Here is a 21340-nt window from a genome sequence, read left to right on the forward strand (position 1 = left end):
AAACCGGGTCACCGCAGGGAAACCACCTTGGTGGCGCCGAAGGTGTCCTTGAGCGGAACTTCCACCGTGCGCCGCCGTACCGTCACGCGGACGCTGTCCTGCAGCTGCGTCGGGTCGGAAACAGCGAGGCTGCCCCGGCCGAGCGCCACCGAAGCGGGTCCTGAGACTGATACTTCGTCTACGGTACCTGCACTGTAGAAGTTTGCGAGCAGTGTGTTATCCCACAGTCGCAAGGCCTGGACAGCGGGCGTATTAGCCCGCACGCGCCACGCGAGCACCGACGCGACTGTCCCCACCACCGACGCGCCGGGCAGGACCGCGTACGCGTACTTCGCGTCCACCGGCTTCGCGCCGTGCTCGATCACCAGCTTCTGGTACCGCCGCGTGTTCGGCGTCGTGGTGCCCTTGGTGTTGGCCCCGGTGTCGACGTCCCGCCACGCGCCGGTCCGGTCTTCGCGCAGTGCGGTGACCTCGGCGTTGTCGAGCAGCACGTATCCGCCGACGTGCTCGAGGTGCAGCCAGCGCGGCCGGTGCAGGGTGCTCGAATCGCCGACCACGCGCGCGTCGGCCAGCAGCGTGCCGCGTCCGTTTTCGCCGAGGTTCCGATTTTCGATCGTCGTCCGGACCGCCTGCCCGGACGTGTCGGTGATCCCCGCGCCGAGGCAGACGATGCCCGCCGGAGTGAAGAACCACGACTTCTTCGCGGTCAGCGAACCGTCTTCGGAGACGAAATCCATCGCGTACGCGCCGTGCCGGGCGTCCCAGCGCACGCCGCCGACGTGCGCTTTCGTCGTCAACGGCGTCGCTGCCAGCGGTCCCGGCGGCCCGGCCTTCGCGGTGGTGCCGGGCAGGAGGGCCGGGTCGACCGTCGGCCAATAGGCGTCCGAGTAGTGGCCTTTCGCGTTGGGAAGGAACAAATACAGCACCCCGTCGCCGACGTGCCAGCCGTGCAGGTTCATGCCGTTGATCGACTCGTAGCGCGAGATTCGCGCGGACCCGACCCCGAGCGACGCGGACCAGCCCTCGGTCACGTGCACCATCCGGTCCTGCTGGCCGAAAATCCGGTGCGCCGCGACGATCGGCGCGGGACGCACGCGTCCGGCGAGCATCTCCTGGGCGAACTCGATGCCCGGTGTCGCGACGAGGTCCGGGCCGGGCGCGAACCGTTCTGGATCGGGGATCTCCAGGAACGGCGCGTACGTGCCCTCCTTGATCCACTTGGCGGCGAGCCCGGACAACTCAGTCTTCACGGTCCCGGTCGCCGACCGCGCGAGGACCAAAGTCGCGACCGTCAACTGGTGCCCGATGTCGTGCCCGGTTTCGCCCTGGCGCGACAGCATCCGCCCGCGCACCGGCTCCATCAGCGCGCCCGCGTACACGAACGGCGCGAACGTGTCGCCGACCAGCGCGTACACCTTCTGCTTCAGGTCGTCCGGCAGCGCGTACTCGGTGCCTTCGGTGACGTGGATCGTCCCGGCGAGCGCGGTCAGCAACACGATGCCGTAGTGGCCGGGGTACGGGATGGTGTCGTGCTGGATGAACGAGCCGTCGACGTGGAACCCGTCGCCCGCCGCGCGGTCCAGCCTCGCCAGGACGCTGGCCGCTCCCCCGCCGGCGACGTCGGTGATCGCGTCGATGCCGGTGCGGATCCACGCGGTGTCGCCGATCAGCGCGCCGGAGACGATCGAGATCAGCGCCTTGTCCGCCCGGTTCGCCCCGGTTTCGACGACCTTCGGGTTGTTCGCGCGCAGATTCGGGTTGCCGACGAACCGCTTGATCGGGCTGACGTACCGCGCCAGCTCGTCGGCGGTCAGCTGGTCGGCGACTGTGACGAGAGTGTGCAGCAGGTAGTACGGCACGCCGATCTCGTAGGTGTACCAGTTGCCGATCTCGCCGACCTGCGGGTTGTACTGGCTGGCGTAGATCAGCTCCAGCGCCTTCTTGATGCTGTCGAGCACCTTCGGATCGCCGGAGAGCGTGCTGCCCGGGGTCCCCCAGTCGACCGCGATCGCCCGCAGCCGGGCGTACATCGAGGTGGTGTAGTCGCTGCCCGGGCCGAGCGGGAGATCAGTCCACAGTGGACCGTTGCCGGACACCGACATGCCGTCGTAGTAGGACTTCGCGACCCGGCCGAGGTTCTTCAGCGCGGCCGAGCGTTCCGGCGACGGGCGGTTGATGCCCGTCTGCAGCTCACGGTAACCGGCCACGATCTTCTTCAGCGGATCAGCAGCGGGCGCGGCGAAGGCCGGGCGCGCGGTGACGGCGAGCGCCGCGGCGACGGCACCGCCACGCAGTGCGGTTCTGCGGTTCACGGGCATGACGGTGCCTCCCAGTGTGTTGGGTCGTGAGTGGCCAAGCCGGTCAGAACCGGCTTGGCCACTCACGAGGGGTCTGCTCAGCGCGCTCCGTCGACGCGGCGCGGCAGTTGCCACGGGTTCGCTTCCTGCAGGGCTTCCGGCAGCAGCGCGTCCGGGAAGCTCTGCCACGCCACCGGACGCAGGAAACGTTCGATGGCCGCGGTGCCGACCGACGTCGTGGTCGGCGCGGTCGTCGCCGGGTACGGGCCGCCGTGCTGCTGCGCCCAGCTGACCGTGACGCCGGTCGGCCAGTCGTTCCACAGCAGCCGACCGGCCAGCCGGGTGAGCGAGGGCAGCAGCGGACGCACGAAGTCCGCGTCGCCGTCCTCGCCCTGGATCGTCGCGGTGAGGCCGGGTTCGAGGCTGTCCAGCACCTCGATGAGTTCGGCCTGGTCGGAGTAGGTGACGATCAGCGACGCGGGACCGAAGTGCTCCTCGCGGACAGCCTCTCCGCCGGCCAGGAACTCCTTCGCGGTGGTGGCCAGCAGCGACGGAGTGAACGCGTCGCCGTCCTGCGCGCCTTCCACCACCGACTCGACGCCGGACACCGCGCGCAAGTCCGCCAGCTTCCGCGCGAACCCCGCCGCGATGCGGTCGTTCAGCATTTCCTGCTGGGCCACCGCGCCCACCGCCTCGCGCAGCGTTTCGTCGAGCCCGTGGCCCTCGGGGAGGAACAGCAGGCCCGGTTTGGTGCAGAACTGGCCCGCGCCGAGGCTGAACGACCCGGCGTAGCCCTTCGCCACCGCCTCGCCGCGCGCGGCGACCGCACCCGGCGTGACGACGACCGGGTTGACGCTGCCCAGCTCGCCGTAGAACGGAATGGGCGTCGGCCGCGAGACGGCGATGTCGAACAGCGCGCGTCCGCCCGGGACCGAACCGGTGAAAGCGGCGGCCGAAATCCGCGGGTCCTTGAGCGCCGTGACGCCCTGCTCGACCCCGTGGATCACCGCGAACGCACCCTCCGGCGCACCGGCCGCGGTCAACGCCCGGGCGACGATCTCGCCGGTCCGCGTCGAGAGTTCTTCGTGACCCGGATGCGCTTTGAGCACGACCGGGCAGCCGGCGGCCAGCGCCGAAGCGGTGTCGCCGCCCGCGACGCTGAACGCGAACGGAAAGTTGCTCGCGGCGAACACGAGCACCGGCCCGATCGGCACCAGCACGCGACGCAGGTCCGGCCGCGCGCCCATCGGCCAGGCCGGGTCGGCGTGGTCGACGGTCGCGCCCAGGAACTCGCCGTCCCGCAGGACTTCGCCGAACAGCCGCAACTGGAACGTGGTGCGCGCGAGTTCGCCCTTCAACCGGGGCGCGGCCGGGAGGCGGGTTTCCTGATGCGCCAACGGGATCAGTTCTTCGGCCGCGGCGTCGAGCGCGTCCGCAGCGGCGGCGAGCCACTTGGCCCGGTCGGCCGGGGTGCTTTCGGCGAACGGCCGGGCGGCTGCCGCAGCGGCGGACAGGACGTTTTCCAGGTCGGCGGGGGAAGTTTCGCGGGTCAATGGATCTCCTCGTCAAACACGTTCAGGGTGCCGCGGCGGCCAGCCATTCGGCTCCATGGGCGGGGGTGGTGGCGAGCGGCTGCCAGCACACTCTCCATGGCGGAAGCTTCGCGACTCAACCGATCACCTCGTCAACGGCAGCGCGCCGAGCGCGCCTGCCGCTCGACCCCGTTGGCCACCTTCTCATTTCGCGCGTCAATGGATCTCCTCGTCGAGCACCGCCAGGGCACCGAGGCGCAGGGCATCGGCCACGGCGAACGAGCGGCCAGCCCATCTCCAACTCGATGGAGAAGTTTCACGGCTCAACCGCTCACCTCGTCAACGTCGCAACACCGAGCGCGCCCGCCACTCGCCCAGGTCCGGCACACGGCCGCGCGGTCCCCAGCGGAGATTCCCCGGCTCATCGGATCACCTCGTCAACGTCAGGGAGCCGAATGCGCAGCAGCGGTAGCCGCGTGCAGGTCCGGCCACCGGGCAGGCCCGGCGAGGCCCAAGTGGTACAGGTGCAGTTCCCCCGCCCCGGCCTTCGCCAATTCGCCCACGTACGCCTCAATATCCGGCACCGCGCTCGCCGCCACGGCCGTGATGTAGCTGCCGATCGCGACCCGTTCCGGCAGTGCCCGTCGAGCGGCGGCAACGGCGTCGACGCTGCCTTGACCCGGGGCCCAGTTCTGCAGCACCACCGTGTCGGCGTCGTCGGCGGCCGTCGGAGTCAGGCCGGGCAGGGCGCCGGTGACCCACGGGTCGAGCGCGCCGTGCAGCACGATTCGCGTACCCGGCTCCAGCACAGCCAGGACCGCGGACCGCAGTGCGTCGGTTGACTGCTGCCGTCCGGAGAGCAGTTTTTCCTTCAATCCAGCCGGGAGTCTATCCTCGACCACCGACAAATCCGCCGTGGCGATGAGCCGCTGCACCTCGGCGCGCAAGGTTTCCCGGACCTCCGACGGGTCGAGGTCGGTCCAGCCCTCGGCACAAGCGGAGCAGCAGCAGATCGACAACAGGCGCGCGGTGGCCGGAGCCCAGACGCCGTCGGTCTTTTCGTGCTGGTGCTGGTGTACGGCACCGAGAGGGCCGCACGCCTCCAGCACAACCGACGAAAGATCAAGTCCGGCAACGGATTCCGCGGTAAGCGTCGCCGCGTACGAGCGGACCTCGGGGTGCGCGGGGCACAGCGCCCACGGGTACGTCTCGCCGAAGCAGTTGCGCACGGTGTACTGCGGAAACTTCGTGCCCAGCTGCGAGTTGTGCGTGAGCACGATCCACGCGGCAGCCGGGATTCCGGCCTCGTTGAGCCGGCGGACCGCGTCGCCGCCGCTGTCTTCCCCGGCGACCCAGTCCGGCGCGGCGGGGACGAGATCCGACCATTCTTCCGCGCGCACCGGACGGTAGAGCGCGGCAGTGCGCGCGACCACCGACGTCTGCTCGGTCGACCACGGCGTCGCGGCGCGGGTGCTGTGGTAGGACAAGGCCACCGCGACCTCGTCCACGCCGAGGTCCTGCACCCGCTCGACGAAAGCGGTTTCGCCGAGCACGTCCCACGGATACGCGTATCCGGTCACCTTCACCGGGTCACCACCTCGCCGTGTTCGGTTCGAAGCCGGGCGTGTACTTGCGCATGTACGTCACATCGTCCCGTTTGGTCAGTCCACATCGGACATAGTCCTCGTGCGCCCTGGCGAGCGCGTCCTGGTCCAGCGTGATCCCGAGCCCGGGCCGGTCCGGCACCGCCACCGCTCCGTCGACGAAAGTCAGCACGCCCGGTTCGATCACGTCGGCAGTTTTCCACGGCCAGTGCGTGTCGCAGGCGTACGTCAGATGCGGGGTGGCGGCCGCGACGTGCACCATCGCGGCGAGGCTGATCCCGAGGTGGCTGTTGGAGTGCATGGACAGCCCGACGCCGAAGCTTTCGCAGGCCACCGACAGCGCCTGGGTGTCGCGCATGCCGCCCCAGAAGTGGTGGTCCGACAGGAGAACGCCGATCGCGCGCGCCCGGAAGGCGGGCTCCAGGTCGCCGAAGTTGACCACGCACATGTTGGTGGCCAACGGCATGCTCGCCTCGCGCGCGACCTGCGCCATGCCCTCGATGCCCGGCGTCGGGTCTTCGAGGTACTCCAGCACGCCGTCGAGTTCCGCGGCCACGCGGATGCCGGTCTCGGGCGTCCAGGCCGCGTTCGGGTCGATGCGCAAGGGATGCGCGGGGAACGCCGCAGCGAGCGCGCGAATGCCCTCGATCTCTTGCTCCGGCGCGAAAACCCCGCCCTTGAGCTTGATCGAGCGGAAGCCGTACTCCGAAACCATCCGGCTAGCCGAACCGACCAGTGCTTCCGGGGTAAGGATCTCGCCCCAGCTGTCCTCTTCCGCGCCGAGGTGTGCGCCGTACTTGTAGAACAAATACGCGGAGAAGTCGACGGCGTCGCGCGCCTTGCCGCCGAGCAGGTCGGCGACCGGACGGCCGAGGTACTGTCCTTGCGCGTCCAGGCAGGCGACCTCGAACAGCGAGTACACGCTGGCGATCGTCTTGCGGATGGAGAACCCGCCGATCAGGCCGTGCTCGTCGGTCAGCACGGTCCCGGCGAGCGTGCGCGCGATGATCCGCTTCAGGCCCGGCAGGTCGAAAATGTCGTGTCCGGCCAGTTCCGGCAGCACCTTGCGCACCTCGCCGAGGAAAGCCGCGTCGCCGTAAGACTCGCCGAGGCCGACCACCCCGTCGTCGCACCTCACCTGGACCACGCTGCGCAACGCGTATGGCTCGTGCACGCCCATCACGTTGAGCAGCGGCGGGTCCGCGAAGGCGACCGGGGTCAGCACCACGTCCCGGATCTTCATCAGAGGCCTTTCAGCACGGCGAAACCGTTCTCGACGACCTTGCCCAGCCGGTCGATCTGCTCGGGCGTCGGCTCGATCAGCGGCGGCCGGACCGTGCCGACCTTGTCGCCGCGCAGCCGGGCCGCGGCCTTGACCAGCGACACCGCGAAGCCGGGCGTCTCGTCGCGCAACGCCACGAGCGGCAGGTAGAACCCGGCGAGCAGCGCGTCCATCGTCGCGTTGTCGTCCTCGGCGAGCGCGCGGTGGAAGCGGTGCGCGATCTCCGGCGCGAAGCAGTGCACCGCCGAGGAGTAGCGCGCGACGCCCGCCGCCGCGTACGCCTTCGCGGACACCTCGGCCGTCGGCAAACCGTTGAAGAACAAGAAGTCCGCGGACCGCTGCGTGCCGAGCGCGCGGATCGTGGTGACGATCCGGGTCATCGCTTCGACGTCGCCGTAGCCGTCCTTGAGCCCGACCACCGACGGGATGTCCAGCAGCTTCGCCGCGGCCGGCGCGGTGAACACGCCGGTGCTGCGGTGGTAGACGATCACCGGCACGGAGGTGTCGCCGACCGCGTAGCGCACGTAGTCGACCAGACCCTCCTGCGGCCCGGTGACCAGGTACGGCGGAAGCAGCAGCACGCCGTCGGCGTTGCCCGCCTGCGCCGCCGCGACGCCCGCACGAGCACCGGCCGCGCCGCCGCCCGCGCCGACCCACACCGGCACTCGCCCGCCGGCGACCTCGCGCGCCTTGGCCAGCAGCGCGGCGACCTCGTCGACCGACAGCGAGCTGAACTCCCCGGTGCCGCACGCGACGAACAGCGCGCCCGCACCGGCGGCGATGTGGCTCTCCACGTTTTCCGCGAACCCGTCGAGGTTGATCTCGAGGTCTTCGGTGAACGGGGTCAGCGGGAACGCCAGCAAGCCGTCCAGCTCGATCTCGGTCTGTGCCATCAGTTTCTGCTCCAATGTTCACATTCTTGAATGGAGTCTGTTATCGTGACTATGTTCACCCACAAGAACGCTGTTCGGGACGCTAATATGGCCGGACTCACAAGTCAACGGCCCGGTTGGAGGACGCGCATGGCGCAGAAGACGGACCCCGCCACCGCTCCCGCGGAGTCCGCGGGCGTGAAGTCGGCGCGGCGCGCCATCGACCTGATCGAGACGTTCGCCGCGAACGACGTGTGGCTGTCGCTGTCGGATCTCCACGCGCGCACCGGGTTCCCCCGCTCCAGTCTGCACGGTCTGCTGCGCACCCTGCTGGACGCGGGCTGGCTGGAGGCCGACGCGAACTCCGCGCGCTACCGGCTCGGCGTCCGCGCGCTCATCTGCGGCACCGCGTACCTCGACCGCGACGCGATCGTCCCCTACGCCACCGAAGCTTTAGAGCGCATCCGCGAGAAGACCGGCTTCACCGCGCATTTCGCGCGCCGCAACGGGACCGAGGTCGTCTATCTCGAGACGCGCGAGTCCCAGCACTCCACGCACCTGATCTCGCGCGTCGGCCGCACTCTGCCCGCGCACGCGACCGCGCTGGGCAAGGCCTTGCTCGCCGAGCTGACCCACGAAGAGGTCGAGGCGCTCATGCCCGCGGAACTGGTCGCGCTCACCCCGAACACGATCACCACGCTCGACGCGCTGCACGCCGACCTCGCACGCACCCGGGAACGCGGGTACGCCGCCGAGATCGAAGAGGGCACCCTCGGCGTGCGCTGCGTGGCCGCGGTGATCCCGTACCGCATTCCCGGCACCGACGCGATGAGCTGCTCGATGCCGCTGGGCAAGGTCACCGACGCCGACGTCGAACGCGTCGGCGAGCTGCTGGCCGAAACCACCGCCGAGCTCGGCCAGCAGCTGCGCCGCGCCGGAATCCGCTGACCGCCGCCACCGTGTCGCCCGCCCGCGGGCTTTCGTGAGAGGAAATCCATGCCAGACCAGCGTGTGCTGATCACCGGATCGGCCGGCGTCGTCGGCACCCTGATGCGGCCGCGGCTGCGCCGGGAAGGCCGGGTGCTGCGGCTGCTCGACCTCGCCGAGCAGCCTCCCGCCGAGGACGGCGAAGCGGTCGAGATCGTGACCGGTTCGGTCACCGACCCGGATGCGATGGCCGCCGCCTGCGCGGGCGCGGACGCGTTGATCCACCTGGGCGGGCTCAGCCGCGAGGCGTCGTGGGAGGACACGCTCGACGTCAACATCAACGGCACGCACACCGTCCTCGAAGCCGCGCGCGAAGCCGGGATCCGCCGGGTCGTGCTCGCGTCGAGCAACCACGCGGTCGGCTTCCGCCGGAACGCCGACGCGGGCGAGAGCGGCTTGCCCGCCGACTCCAGCACCCGGCCGGATACTTATTACGGTGTAAGCAAAGCCGCCATCGAAGCGCTGGGCAGCCTGTACGCGTCGCGGTTCGGCATGGACGTGATCGTCGTCCGCATCGGCTCGTGCTTCGAAACGCCGCTGCCGCTCGGCATCCGCGGCCTGACCAGCTGGCTGTCGCCGGACGACGGCGCGCGGCTGTTCGAAGCGTGCCTGAGCGCGCCGTCGCCGGGCTACCGGCTGATCTGGGGCGTCTCGGACAACACCCGCCGCGTCTACTCGCTCGCCGAGGCCGAGGCGCTGGGCTACAAGTCCCACGACAACGCCGAGGTCTACGCCGAGCAGCTGGCGGACAAGCCCGCGCCGACCGGGGCGGCCGCCGAATACGTCGGCGGGCCGTTCTGCACCGCGCCGCTGGGCGTGTTCAACCCGCTCTGAGAGGTACGCTCGCCCACGGGACCCTCGAAGAGGAGGACGCCGTGGGCGAGCTGGGGCCTGCCGACACCAACGGCATCCTTTCCCTGCCCTGGATCCGTCCGGAGCGCACCAGCGCCGGCCTCGGCTGGGACCGGATCTACCTGTCCAAACAGCGCGAACGGCCGTATCGCGCGGAGTTCGGGCCCGCTCGCACGCACCAGCTGATCCTGCACCTCGCCGGTCCGGTCACCGTCCGCCGCGGCGTCGGGTCGCCCGGCGAGCGCAGCCGGCGGATCCCCGCGGGCGGGCTCTTTCTCCAGCCGTCGCACCAGGAACTGTCGGTCGAACTCGGCGGCGAACTGGACACGCTGCACGTCTACCTCCCGGATTCGGCGGTGCAGGAGGCCGCCGGATCGGACGCTCCGGTCCGGCTGGCCGACGAACTCGGCACCGTCGATCCCCTGCTCGAACAGCTCGTTCTGGCGCTCGACCGGGTCGTCCGGGAATGGGAGCCGGGCGCTCGCGCGTACGCGGATCAGCTGGGTGCGCTCGTGGCCGCGCAGCTCGCGCGTCAGCACCGGGCCGGGCGGAGCGTTCCCCCCGCGCCGCCGCCGGTCGAGGCGCTGACCGACCGGCAGTTCGCCCAGGTGCGCGAGCTGATGGACGAACGGCTCGCGGGACCGCTCGGGCTGGCCGAGCTGGCCGCGGCGGCCGGGTTGAGCGTCAGCCGGTTCGCCCGGCGGTTCAAGGCGCGCACCGGGCTGCCGCCGCACCGGTACCTGCTGCGGCTGCGCGTGGAACAGGCCGGGTTGCTGCTGCGCACCGGCACCGAACCGATCGCGGACATCGCCGTGCGCTGCGGGTTTTCCCACCAGGAACACCTCACCCGGGTGCTGCGCGCACAGCTGGGCACCACGCCCGCCGCGCTTCGCCGGGACGGCTGACGCGCGCGTTTCGTGCAACCCGCTCAGCACGTCTGTGCATGCGCTGGGTCTTCGCCGCCCGGATACTCGACGTACCCGCGTGGAAGGACCGACGATGTTCACCTACACCGCCAACCCGGCTCGGGTCGTGTTCGGCAGCGGCACGCTCGCTGTCGTCCCCGAGGAGGTGCAGCGGCTCGGCGCCGGCCGCGTGCTGCTGGTGGCCGGAAAATCCGCCGCCAAGGCCGCCGATCAGACGGCCGAGGCGCTCGGCCCGCTGCTTGCCGCCCGCTTCGGCGAGCCCGCCATGCACACCCCCGTCGAGGTCACCGAACGCGCGCTCGCGCTGGTCACCGAGCACAACGTCGATTGCGTGATCGCGATCGGCGGCGGCTCCGCGACCGGACTCGCCAAGGCGCTCGCGCTGCGCACCGACATCCCGCAGGTCATCGTGCCGACCACCTACGCCGGGTCCGAGATGACGCCGGTGGTCGGCCAGACCGAGAACGGGCGCAAGACCACGCAGTCGTCGCCGAAGGTGCTGCCCGAGGTGGTCGTCTACGACGTCGACCTCACCCTCGGCCTGCCCGTGCCGACCTCGCTGACCAGCGGCGTCAACGCGATGGCGCACGCGGTCGAGGCGCTTTACTCGGCGCAGGCGAACCCGATCGTCGACCAGTTCGCCCTCGAAGCGATCCGGCTGCTCGCCGCCGCGCTGCCGCGGATCGCCGCCGATCCGTCCGATGCGGACGCCCGGACGGACGCGTTGCGCGCCGCGTGGCTGGCCGGTTCGTGCCTGGGTTCGGTCGGAATGGGCCTGCACCACAAGCTCTGCCACACCCTCGGCGGCAGTTTCGGGCTGCCGCACGCGGAAACGCACACGATCGTCCTCCCCCACGCGATGGCGTACAACGCGCCGAACGCCGCCGACGCGATGCGGCGGATCGCCGAAGCACTCGGAGCCCCAGACGCACCGACCGCGGTGTTCGATCTGATCGCCAGTCTGCCGGTGCCGCGTTCGCTGGCCGAAATCGGTCTTGCCGAAGGCGATCTCGCCAAGGCCGCCGAACTGGCCACCGCCGCGCCGTATCCGAATCCGCGCGAACTCACTCGCGACGGCATCGAAGACCTGCTGCGGCAGGCGTGGTCCGGCACCCGGCCGGCCCCCGCGTTGGGCGCCCCGCCGGACCTGCGCGGGCTCACGCAGGAGGTCGTGGACAGTTTCGCCGCCACGCCAGACCCTCGGTTGCGCGAACTGCTGTCGGAACTGGTCCGCACCCTGCATTCGTACGTCGTGCGCACCGACCTCACGCAAGAGGAGTGGGAGTACGCGATCGGCTTCCTCACGCGCACCGGGCAGATCAGCTCGGACACGCGGCAGGAGTTCATCCTGCTCTCGGACACCCTCGGCGTTTCGAGCGTGGTCGACGTGCTCACGAACTCGCGCACGCCCGATACGACGCCCTCGGCGGTGCTGGGCCCGTTCTACGTCGAGGGGCCGCCGGAAACCGAGCAGGGCGCGGATCTCGCCGAAGGACTTCCGGGAACTCCATTGTGGACGGATGTCCACGTGACCGAGCCGGACGGAACCCCGGTGCCGGACGCGGTCGTGGACGTCTGGCAGTCCAACGAGGACGGTTTCTACGACGTCCAGCTGCCCGACGTGGACGGTCCGGTGCTGCGCGCCCGGTTCCGCACCGACGCCGAAGGCAGGCTGCGGTTCTGGACGATCGTGCCGTCGGCGTACCCGATCCCGGACGACGGACCGGTCGGCGGGATGCTGGCCGCGACCGGACGGCATCCCTTCCGCGCGCCGCACGTCCACTTCATGATCGCCAAACCGGGCTACCGCACGCTGGTCACCCAGCTGTTCGTCCGCGGCGGCGAGTACCTCGACTCGGACACCGTGTTCGGCGTGAAAGACGGCCTGATCGTCGACTTCGCCGAGCAGACCGGCCCCGCGCCGGACGGGCGCGAACCCTGGCGCCGCCTCGAATTCACCTTCCGCATCTCCCCGGGAACCCACCATGACCAGTCATGACACCGACGTCCTCGTGGTCGGCAGCGGCCCGGCGGGCGGTTCCGCCGCGCTGCTGCTCGCGACCTACGGCGTCCGCACCGTGCTCGTCACCAAATACGGCTGGACGGCGCACACCCCACGGGCGCACATCACCAACCAGCGGACGATGGAAGTCCTGCGCGACCTCGGCATCGAAGACCAGGCGCTCGCGCAGGGCACTCCCCCGGAGCTGATGGGCGACACCGTGCTGTGCACGTCGCTCGCGGGCGAGGAGATCGGCCGGATCGCCAGCTGGGGCACCGCCGATCGCTCGGCTGCCGAGTACGGCTCTGCAAGCCCGTGTCACCTGATCGACCTGCCGCAGACCTATCTGGAACCGATCCTGGTCACGAACGCCGCCGCGCGCGGGGCGAAACTGCGCCTGGACACCGAATTCCTGGACTTCACCCAGGATGCCGACGGCGTCACCGCGCGGCTGCGGGACCGGGTTCGCGGCGACGAGTTCACCCTCCGCGCACGCTACCTGATCGGCGCGGACGGCGCCCGCAGCCGCGTCGCCGAGCAGGCCGGGCTGCCGATCGACGGCCAGTCCGGCAAGGCCGGCAGCATGAACATCACCTTCACCGCCGACTTGTCCGAGTACGTCGCGCACCGGCCGAGCGTGCTGTACTGGGTGATGCGGCCGGGCGCGCACCTCAGCGGCATCGGGATGGGCCTGGTGCGGATGGTCCGGCCGTGGAACGAATGGCTGCTGACCTGGGGTTACGACATCGCGCAGCCGCCGCCGGATGTGACCGGCGAGGAGGCCACCCGGATCGTGCGGGACCTCGTCGGCGATCCGGACCTGCCGGTGGAGATCACCTCGACTTCACTGTGGACGGTCAACCACAGCTACGCCACGCAGTACTCGGCCGACCGCGTTTTCTGCGCGGGCGACGCGGTGCACCGGCATCCGCCGTCGAATGGGCTCGGGTCCAACACGTCGGTGCAGGACGCGTACAACCTGGCGTGGAAGCTCGCGATGGTTGTCCGCGGCGAGGCGGGCGAGGGGCTTCTCGACAGCTACAGCGCCGAGCGAGCGCCGGTCGGCAAGCAGATCGTGGACCGGGCGAACCTCAGCCGCGACCAGTTCGGGCCGATCTTCGCCGCGCTCGGCATCGACGGCGACACCGATGCGGACGCCATCGCCGCAGGTCTCGCCGCCTGCACGGCCGCGACCGAGACCGGTGCGTTGCGGCGGAAGCAACTGCAGGCGGCGATCGAGCTGAAGAACTACGAGTTCAACGCGCACGGCGTGGAGATGGATCAGCGGTACGTCTCGAGCGCGGTGCTCCCGGACGGCGAGGAACCGCCTGCAGCGCGGGATGCCGAGCTGTACCACCGGCCCACGACCACGCCGGGCGCGAAACTGCCGCACGTGTGGCTCGTCCGCCCCGACGGTCGCCGAGTGTCCACATTGGACCTTGTCGGGCGCGGCCGGTGGACTGTCCTCACCGGACTCACCGGCGGTGCCTGGCGGGACGCCGCCGCGAAAGCCGGTGCGGACCTCGGACTGGACCTGCGGGTCGTGACCATCGGTTCCCCCGAGGCCCGCGATTCCTATGGAGACTGGGCGCGCAGCAGCGGCATCGAGGAAGACGGCTGCCTGCTGATCCGGCCGGACGGCTATGTCGCCTGGCGTCGCCCCGCTGCCGGAACCGGCCTCCTGGACGCACTTCGCCGTCTCCTCGACCGTTAGCTCACGGCATCCCCCACGGCTCGCTCGCCCCGCCCGGCGCGACCGGCCGGACCGTGAAGTCCGGCCGGTCGCCGCGGCGGTACACGTACGCGTCCTGACCGCGGCCGAGGTCGACCTGCACGTCGCCGTTGGCCAATCGGCGCCAGCGACGCGGGCGGCCGTGCGCGTCCGTCACCGTCAGTTCGCCGTCGATGCCCGGCCGCAGGACACACGGCGCACCGGCCTCGCTGTGCACCTTCAGCCAACGCGTTTTCCCGCCTTCCCGCGATGCGCTGAGCAGGAACGCGCCTTCAGTCCGGAAGTCGCGCAGCGCGATGTCACCCCACGCGTCCGGGACCGCCGGGAACAGCCGGACGACGCCGCCCCAGCTCTGCACCAGCATGTCCTGCATGGATTTCGCCGCGGACAACGGCGTTTCGATGACCGGGCCCGATTCCTTGTACATCGTATTCGGCTGGATATAACGCTTTTGGAGTTCGCCGAGGTAATACGCGGCCTTCTCGCCGCGGAGCATCTGCGCGGAGATCGACGCGGCGCCGGTGAACGTGTAGCCCTGCAGCGCGCCCTCGAAGCCGAGCCAATGGTTGAGCGACGTTTCGATGATCGCGCGGTGCTCCGGCTGTTCCCAGGTGATCTCGTAAAGCGGATAGATCTGCAGTAGGTGCGAGTAGTGCCGGTGCGACTTCGCGAAAGGGACGCCCGCGCCTATCATGTAGCCGTTCTCGTCGGCCGGATAATCGGTGAGCGTGGCGAGCACTTGCTGCCACTTCCCCGCCAGCGGGTCAGCAATGCGCAGCTCTCGCGCGGTGTCCAGCAAGGTATTGCAGCCCCAGCGGATCAGGGCGAGGTCGTAGTTGGTGTCGGGCGCGTTCACGCCGTACTCGGGCGAGAAGGTCGCCGGGAGATGCAGGCGGCCGTCCGGGCCGGGCGCGAGGAAGTGGAGATAGTAGTTGATTGCCTTGCGCAGCAAGGGGAACAATGTGTCCCGCAGCAACTGGCGGTCCATCGTGTGCCGGTAGCTCAGCCAAACGTTGTGCAGCGCCCAGGTGAGGTTGCCGACCTCGGGCGTCGGCGTGTCCTTGCCCGGGATGCCGACCGGGTAGCCGCTCGTGGAGTCGGCGAGGCCGTTGAGCAGCGTCATGTCGGTGGTGCGCGGGATGCCCGCCGAATCGGCCTGGTACGGCTGCGCGACCTGGCTGGTGAGCCGGTCCCGGTACTTGCCGAGCGCGTAGCTGACCGCGTCGAGCTCGAGGTGGTTGGAGCCCTGGATGAGCCAGTACTCCAGCTGCACGTTCAGGTTCCACCACGTCGCGGGCCACGGCGTGTTCTCCAGCCACGGCCCGGACGTCGCCATCACCGGCGCTTCCCGGCGCGCGGCCGACGCGACCTTGTACAGCTGGATCCAGTAGAAACTCTGCAGCCGGGTGTCCGGAATGGACAGGAAGCTGCGCTGGTAGTAGTCGTGCCACCAACGACGGTGGTCCCAGGTCAGCACGTCCAGCGCACCCGCCCGCCGCACGGTCTGCAGTGCCCGGACCGCCGACGTCTTCTCCGGATGCGACCACGCGACCGACGTGTACAACGTCCGCGCACTGCCCCGGGTGACCTCTCGCCAAGCCGTCACGTGTTCGCCGCCCGCCAGCAACGGCTGTACCGCGAGGTGAGCGTCACCCGCCTGCTGCAGTTGGACCGGCGGGTTCTCCGCATATCCTTCCGGCGGCGGCTTTTTCCACACCGGATCGGCTCGCGGGCTGATCGCCTTCGCCGGATGGAACACCCACTGGAACCCGCGTTCGCCCTCCGACGGCCGCACCTCCACCGCGAGCAGCGACTGTCCGGTGTGGACGAGCGCGCGCAGCTCCAGGCTCCCGGCCGCGGTGGTGATCGTGCCGGCGAGTTCGGCGTTCCAGAGGTCGAGGCGCCAGTCGAGGCCGGTGATCGCGCCGACCGGTTCGAGCGTGAAGTACCCGATCGGCAGCCGCGCCAGGCCGAACAGCGAGCCGAACCGCGGCCGGTGGTCCTGCACCTGGCTGTGCTGGACGTTGAAGCGGACCGCGTTGCGGCCGGGTTCGGAGTAGATTCCGGAGCCGAGGAAACCGTTGCCCAGGAACGGTCCCTCGTACCAGGTCGTCGGCATCCGCCGCCAGCGCAGGTCCGCGGTCGCCAGGAAATCCGCCCAGCCGACGCCGTCGCGGCCCAGTTCCGCCGCACTGGCCGGCGGGATTCCGACTGCTCCGGCGGCGATCCCGGCGAGCGCTCCGCCGAGCACTGTCCGGCGCGAGATGTCCATGTCCGCCAGCCTCCTCGTTTCTAGTCAGGCAAACCCCAAGCCGGAGCAGCACCGAGCGAAGGAACGTCACGCGGCCCGAAGTCCGGCCGGGCACCACGCGGGGTGACAGTGACCGTGCTCCCCCGCCGCAACTCCAGCGCGATCCGCCGCGGTCCGACCGGCCGCCACGGCAACCGCCGACCCCATTGATCGCGCACGTCGATGTCGCCGTCGATCCCGTGGTCGAGCACCAGCGGCGCACCGGCTTCGCTGCGCACTCGCACGAATTCCGTTGCCCCACGCCGCCGCGATGCGTCCACCAGGAACGCGCCCTCGGTGCGCAGCCCGGCGATCGACGCGTCCGGCCACTTCGCCGACACTGCCGGGAACGCCTTCACCACGCCTCCGGAGCCTTGCAGCAGCATGTCCACCACGGACTGTGCGGCGGTGATCGGGCTTTCGATGGCGAAGTTCGAGCCCTCGCGGTACATCGTGTTAGCGGTCAGTTCGGTGTCCGCGACGATGTTCCGGTCGAGGAAGAACTTCAAGTCCCGCAAGGCTTCCTCGGGCTGGTCCATCACCGAGTTCATCGACGACGCGGCCGCGTAGCTGTAGCCGTGCCAGGCCGACTGGTCCGCCGCCCAATGCCGGAAGGTGCGGGTCATGAGGTCTCGATCGGCGGTGCGTTCCCAGTTCCGCTCCCGCAACGGGTACAGCCAGAGCAAATGCGAGAAGTGCCGATGCGAATCGGCGAGCCGGACGCCGTCGCCGATCAGCACGCCGTCGGCCGGATCCTCGTGGTACGGAACGAGTTTCGCCGCTATCTCCCGCCACATCGGCACGCGCGAGTCGTTCAGCCGCAGGATCCGCGCGGAGTCGGCCAGCGTCGTCGCGGCCCAGCGGATCAGCGACAGGTCGTAGGTGCAGTCGGCCGCGTCGGCGTACTCCGGCGAACGGGTGAGCGGCAGGTGCAGCAGCCCGTCCGGCCCGGTGAAAAGGAAGTGCCGGTAGAAGTTGAGCGCTTTGGCCAGCGTCGGGTACAGCACGTCGCGCAGTACCGAATGGTCGAGATGATGCCGGTACGCGAGCCAGACGTTGTGCAAGCCCCACAACAGGTTTCCGGTCTGATCCGTTTTGGACGGCGTCCCCGGAACGCCGACCGTCCGGACGCCGCCGGGCCGCAGCCGCCAGTCCCCCGGATGCGAAAGAGCGTAGGTGTCGCCGTCCCGGTACGCGGGCGGAACCGACACCTCCAGGTTCGCGTGATCGCGGCGGAAGGTCTCGGTGACCGCGTCCAGCTCCGGATGGTTGGCGCTGTTCACGATCGGATAGGTGACCTGGACGTTCAGGTTCCACCACACCGCCGTCCAGCTGTTGCCGACCTCCGGGAACCACGGCCCCCATTCGGCGGTCACCGGGCCGTCCCGGCGGGTCGCCGAGGCGATCTTGTAGAGCTGGATCCAGTAGAACCGCTGGACCTGCTTGTCCGGCACGGACACGAAACTGCGCTGGTGGAAATCGTTCCACCAGCGGCGATGCCAAGCGAGCAGCACGTCCGGGTTCATCGTGACCGTCCGACCGACCAGCGACACCGCGTCGCGGGTGTGCGTGGAACCCGGGAACGAATACGCGACCGCCGCCGCGAACAGCCGCTTCGTGCCGACCCGTTTCTCCCGCCACGCCGTCGTATACCCGCCACCGGCGATCAACGGCTGCGCGCAGTACCCGTCAGTCTGTTCAGGGTCCGGGTTCGCGGTGTAATCCGGCGGCTTGCGCACCGTCCGCGTCGTCGCCGACACGAGCGGCGCGAATCCCCACGCCGCGCCGGATTCGCCCGCACTCGGGTCGAGCGAGACGAGCAGTACGCCGAGATCGTTGTGCACCACGGCGGAAAACGCGACCTGTCCGCGCGTGGTGGTGATGGTGCCGCCCAGTTCGGCGTTGTAGAGGTCCAGCGTCCAGTCGACGCCGGTGATCGCTCCCGCGAAGGTCAGCGTGATCGCGCCGATCGGCAGCCGCGACAGCCCGATCCCCGCCTCCCACTGGATGCGCTGGTCCTGGACCTGGGTGTGGCTGAGCATGAACTTCAGCACCTGCGGCGTCTGCCCGGCGTACGCTTGCACGCCGAGATAACCGTTGGCCAGGAACGGCGCTTCCTGCCAGTTCTTCGGCAACCGCTGCCAACGCATCCGCGCGTCCATGACGACGTCCCGATGCGGGTTGCTGCGCGGCGCGGCTGTTCCGAGTGGCGCGCCCTGCGCCCACAGCCCGCCGAACGCCGCCGCTCCAGCAGCGATGGACACCGATCGAAGCACCGTCCGCCGCGACACCCCGACCATGACGCCCTCCGGATTCATATTACGTTTCACCCTCGCTAGCGCGAAGTGAGCGGAATATATCCAGACAGGACAGGCAAAAGCCAGAGTTGTTCACTCGGAAAGCCGCACAGACATCCGATGACTGGGATCCGCCGGATGCGGGTTCAGATACGTGAAAATCACTGGGCAGGATGGACCACGCGGTACCGCAGGTGCGTGACGCCGCGGCCTTCGAGCCGTCGCACCGGCTCCAGTTCCACGGAACCGAGCCCGGTCGGCTCGAACAATCGCCGTCCCTCGCCCAGCAGCACCGGCACGAGGTGCAGTTCCAGTTCGTCGAGCTGGCCCGCTGCCAGCAGAGCCTGTGCCGCGCCCGCGCCGTGGACCAGTACGGCACGGCCTCCCGATTTGTCCCGGGCTTCGTCGGCGCAAGCGTCGACGTCGGTGTAGAACCGCGCGCTGCCCGGCGGCTCGTCGGCCGGATCGACGTGGCGGGTGAGGACGTGGATCGGGACGCCGTCGTGGTGGTCGCCGTTCCATCGCTTGGCCAGTTCGAACGTGCGGCGGCCGGAGATCACGGCGCCGGTGGCCGAGGCCTCGGCGTACACCTGCCCGTTGATCCCCTCGGACATCCGGTCGTCGAGCCAGTCGAACAGCCGTCCGCCGCCGCGGCCGAGTTCCTGGCCCGCGCGGTCGTCCGGTCCGGCGATGTACCCGTCGACCGACACGGACATGTACAGCCGCAGCGGCGTCCGGCTCATCGTCCCGCCCCGCTTTCGGTCCAGTCGGCGGCGGTGATGCCGTCGAGATGCCCCGCGGGCCACTGGACGAGTTCGATCCGCCGTCCGTCCGGGTCGGCGAGGAACGTCGTCTTCATGCCGTGCCCGTGGTCCTGCACCGCGGTGACGGGCTCGATCCCGTGACCGGCCAGGTCCTCGAGCGTCGCGGCCATCGACTCGACCTGCACGACCAGATGGCTCAGGCCGGTGCCGCGCTCGACCGGGTTTCCGTCGTGCACCAGCTCGACGGTGACGAACTCGTCGCCGGGCAGCTTGAGCATGGTCAGCTGCCCGATCGACGTCCCGGGCACGGTGCCGACGACCTCGTAGCCGAGCGCCGAGTAGAACTCCAGTGACCGGGGAAGATCGGTCACCCGCAATCCGACGTGCAAGGTTCGCATTCCGGTGCCTCCTTCGCATGCCCCGGCCCGCTGCCAGCCGCACTCACCGGTGCGTCGATCGCCCGGCACCGGATTCGACAAGCGGAGGCGAAATTTTTGCCCGGGCCGGATTTCAGAGCGGCGGCAACGCCACCCGGTCCAGCCAGGCCGCGAAGAACTCCCGCAACGAGCGCCCCGCGTAAGACTCCGCCAGCGACACGAACTGCTCCGTCGTCACCGCACCGTGCCGGTTCTCCACGGCCCACGCCTTCACCAGCGCGAAGAACGCCGGGTCCCCGATCTCCCCGCGCAACGCGTGCAGCGTCAACCCGCCGCGCTTGTACACCCGCTCGTCGAACATCCGCGCCACGCCGGGATCGCCGATCGTCACGTCGGCCGGCTTGGCCCGCACCCGCGCGTACCACGTCCGGGCCAACGCCTCCGTCGATTCGCCGCCGGCGCGCTCCGACCACAGCCACTCGGTGTAGGTCGCGAAGCCTTCGTTGAGCCAAATGTGCTGCCAGTCCGCCACCGTCAGGCTGTTGCCGAACCACTGGTGCGCCAGTTCGTGCACCACGAGCCGCTCGTGGGTGCGTTTGCCGTCCACGTGGTTGGCCCCGAAGATCGCCATACCCTGGGCCTCGATCGGGTCGTCGAGCTCGTCGTCGGTCACGACCACCACGTACTCGCCGAACGGGTACGGCCCGAACCACTCCTCCAGCGCGTCCATCATCCGGCCCTGCCGCCCGAAGTCCCGCCCGAACGCGCGGCGCAGCCGAGGCGGGACGGCGGCCCGCTGCACGACGCCGCCCGGGCGGTCGACCGCGATCTCCGGAACCCAGGCGCCGTCGGACAACTCGAGGTCCTCGTACCGGCCGATCTGGACGCTCATCAGATACGTCGAGGTCGGCTCCGGCCGTTCGAACACCCACTTCGTGGTGCTCGCCGACTGGTACCGCGACACGAGATTCCCCGTCGCCGCAACGAGATACGGCGACGACGTGGCCACCGCGAGCCGGTAGCTCGCCTTGTCCGCCGGATGGTCGTTGCACGGGAACCACGACGGCGCGCCGACCGGCTGGCTCGCCACCAGCGCGCCGTCGGTCAGCTCGTCCCAGCCGATGTCGCCCCACCGGCTGCCGACCGGCTTCGGGTTGCCCGCGTAACGGATCTCGACCTGGAACTCGGCACCGGCGGGCACCGACCGCGCCGGTTTGACCTGCAGCTTCAGGCCGCGCCGCGTGTACTTCGCCGGTTTGCCCTCGACCAGCACGCGAGACACCCGGAACTCGCCGAAGTCGAGCGTCAGCCGGGAAAGCGCCTGGGTGGCCGCACAGGTGAGCACCGCGGTGGCGGACAACCGGTTCGGGCCGATCCGGTAGTCGAGATCGAGGTCGTAGTGCCGGACCCGGTAGCCGCCGTTCCCGTGCGCGGGGAGGTACCCGTCGCCCGAGGTCTCCGCGCCGGGCGCGGCCGCTTTCCCGTTCACCCGCACCGAAACCCGCCTTCGCCCGCCGCCGCCGTGA

15 protein-coding genes are annotated in these 21340 nt (G+C 70.0%); 5 read left to right on the plus strand and 10 right to left on the minus strand.

Annotated features, from left to right (window positions below):
* Positions 1-8 precede the first annotated feature (8 nt).
* The 5 genes from SSMG_RS21930 to SSMG_RS21950 all read right to left on the minus strand — a co-directional run bounded on the left by SSMG_RS21930 (position 9) and on the right by SSMG_RS21950 (position 7608).
* The gene (locus SSMG_RS21930) at positions 9-2312 is read right to left on the minus strand and encodes a polysaccharide lyase 8 family protein (RefSeq protein WP_199785952.1); all 2304 of its coding nucleotides are present in this window, start codon (positions 2310-2312) and stop codon (positions 9-11) included.
* An 83-nt stretch (positions 2313-2395) separates the two neighbouring features.
* Complete coding sequence (locus SSMG_RS21935; RefSeq protein ID WP_009079526.1) at positions 2396-3850, minus strand: aldehyde dehydrogenase (NADP(+)); 1455 nt, start codon at positions 3848-3850, stop codon at positions 2396-2398.
* A gap of 422 nt (positions 3851-4272) precedes the next feature.
* Positions 4273-5415 (minus strand): hypothetical protein, encoded by a 1143-nt coding sequence (locus SSMG_RS21940; protein WP_009079527.1) that lies wholly within the window; start codon positions 5413-5415, stop codon positions 4273-4275.
* A 4-nt stretch (positions 5416-5419) separates the two neighbouring features.
* Positions 5420-6676 (minus strand): glucarate dehydratase family protein, encoded by a 1257-nt coding sequence (locus SSMG_RS21945; protein WP_037714465.1) that lies wholly within the window; start codon positions 6674-6676, stop codon positions 5420-5422.
* Positions 6676-7608 (minus strand): 5-dehydro-4-deoxyglucarate dehydratase, encoded by a 933-nt coding sequence (locus tag SSMG_RS21950; protein WP_009079529.1) that lies wholly within the window; start codon positions 7606-7608, stop codon positions 6676-6678. The genes SSMG_RS21945 and SSMG_RS21950 overlap by 1 nt, the downstream gene beginning before the upstream one ends.
* Positions 7609-7737: 129 nt before the next feature.
* Between SSMG_RS21950 and SSMG_RS21955 the strand changes: the two genes are divergently transcribed.
* The 5 genes from SSMG_RS21955 to SSMG_RS21975 all read left to right on the plus strand — a co-directional run bounded on the left by SSMG_RS21955 (position 7738) and on the right by SSMG_RS21975 (position 14068).
* On the plus strand, positions 7738-8535 hold the full coding sequence (locus SSMG_RS21955) for an IclR family transcriptional regulator (RefSeq protein WP_009079530.1): 798 nt from the start codon (positions 7738-7740) through the stop codon (positions 8533-8535).
* Positions 8536-8583: 48 nt separating this feature from the next.
* Positions 8584-9408 (plus strand): NAD(P)-dependent oxidoreductase, encoded by an 825-nt coding sequence (locus tag SSMG_RS21960; RefSeq protein WP_009079531.1) that lies wholly within the window; start codon positions 8584-8586, stop codon positions 9406-9408.
* Positions 9409-9449: 41 nt separating this feature from the next.
* On the plus strand, positions 9450-10331 hold the full coding sequence (locus SSMG_RS21965) for a helix-turn-helix domain-containing protein (protein ID WP_009079532.1): 882 nt from the start codon (positions 9450-9452) through the stop codon (positions 10329-10331).
* A 94-nt stretch (positions 10332-10425) separates the two neighbouring features.
* Entirely contained in the window at positions 10426-12351 is a 1926-nt protein-coding gene (locus SSMG_RS21970) for a maleylacetate reductase and hydroxyquinol 1,2-dioxygenase domain-containing protein (RefSeq protein ID WP_009079533.1), read from the plus strand.
* Complete coding sequence (locus SSMG_RS21975) at positions 12338-14068, plus strand: FAD-dependent monooxygenase (RefSeq protein WP_009079534.1); 1731 nt, start codon at positions 12338-12340, stop codon at positions 14066-14068. Before SSMG_RS21970 ends, SSMG_RS21975 begins: the two co-directional genes overlap by 14 nt.
* Before the next feature lies 1 nt (position 14069).
* Here the strand turns inward: SSMG_RS21975 and SSMG_RS21980 are convergent, their stop codons facing one another.
* The 5 genes from SSMG_RS21980 to SSMG_RS22000 all read right to left on the minus strand — a co-directional run bounded on the left by SSMG_RS21980 (position 14070) and on the right by SSMG_RS22000 (position 21309).
* Positions 14070-16358: a hypothetical protein gene (locus tag SSMG_RS21980; RefSeq protein ID WP_009079536.1), complete on the minus strand. Its 2289-nt coding sequence runs from the start codon at positions 16356-16358 to the stop codon at positions 14070-14072.
* A gap of 20 nt (positions 16359-16378) precedes the next feature.
* Positions 16379-18640, minus strand: a complete 2262-nt coding sequence (locus SSMG_RS21985) for a glycoside hydrolase family 95-like protein (protein WP_286156969.1) — start codon at positions 18638-18640, stop codon at positions 16379-16381.
* Between the two features lie 194 nt (positions 18641-18834).
* Positions 18835-19416 (minus strand): dihydrofolate reductase family protein, encoded by a 582-nt coding sequence (locus SSMG_RS21990; protein ID WP_009079540.1) that lies wholly within the window; start codon positions 19414-19416, stop codon positions 18835-18837.
* The gene (locus tag SSMG_RS21995; protein ID WP_009079542.1) at positions 19413-19835 is read right to left on the minus strand and encodes a VOC family protein; all 423 of its coding nucleotides are present in this window, start codon (positions 19833-19835) and stop codon (positions 19413-19415) included. Before SSMG_RS21995 ends, SSMG_RS21990 begins: the two co-directional genes overlap by 4 nt.
* A gap of 112 nt (positions 19836-19947) precedes the next feature.
* Positions 19948-21309, minus strand: a complete 1362-nt coding sequence (locus SSMG_RS22000) for a M1 family metallopeptidase (RefSeq protein ID WP_009079544.1) — start codon at positions 21307-21309, stop codon at positions 19948-19950.
* Positions 21310-21340: the final 31 nt, after the last annotated feature.

Origin of the sequence: Streptomyces sp. AA4 (assembly GCF_000158875.1) — a bacterium.
Classification (GTDB): Bacteria; Actinomycetota; Actinomycetes; order Mycobacteriales; family Pseudonocardiaceae; genus Amycolatopsis.

Excerpts from the sequence above, each read along its gene's own strand:
- SSMG_RS21955 (WP_009079530.1), top strand. The coding sequence starts at position 7,738 with ATGGCGCAGAAGACGGACCCCGCCACCGCTCCCGCGGAGTCCGCGGGC.
- SSMG_RS21945 (WP_037714465.1), bottom strand. The coding sequence starts at position 6,676 with ATGAAGATCCGGGACGTGGTGCTGACCCCGGTCGCCTTCGCGGACCCG.
- SSMG_RS21970 (WP_009079533.1), top strand. The coding sequence starts at position 10,426 with ATGTTCACCTACACCGCCAACCCGGCTCGGGTCGTGTTCGGCAGCGGC.
- SSMG_RS21960 (WP_009079531.1), top strand. The coding sequence starts at position 8,584 with ATGCCAGACCAGCGTGTGCTGATCACCGGATCGGCCGGCGTCGTCGGC.
- SSMG_RS21990 (WP_009079540.1), bottom strand. The coding sequence starts at position 19,416 with ATGAGCCGGACGCCGCTGCGGCTGTACATGTCCGTGTCGGTCGACGGG.
- SSMG_RS21995 (WP_009079542.1), bottom strand. The coding sequence starts at position 19,835 with ATGCGAACCTTGCACGTCGGATTGCGGGTGACCGATCTTCCCCGGTCA.
- SSMG_RS21950 (WP_009079529.1), bottom strand. The coding sequence starts at position 7,608 with ATGGCACAGACCGAGATCGAGCTGGACGGCTTGCTGGCGTTCCCGCTG.
- SSMG_RS21975 (WP_009079534.1), top strand. The coding sequence starts at position 12,338 with ATGACCAGTCATGACACCGACGTCCTCGTGGTCGGCAGCGGCCCGGCG.
- SSMG_RS21980 (WP_009079536.1), bottom strand. The coding sequence starts at position 16,358 with ATGGACATCTCGCGCCGGACAGTGCTCGGCGGAGCGCTCGCCGGGATC.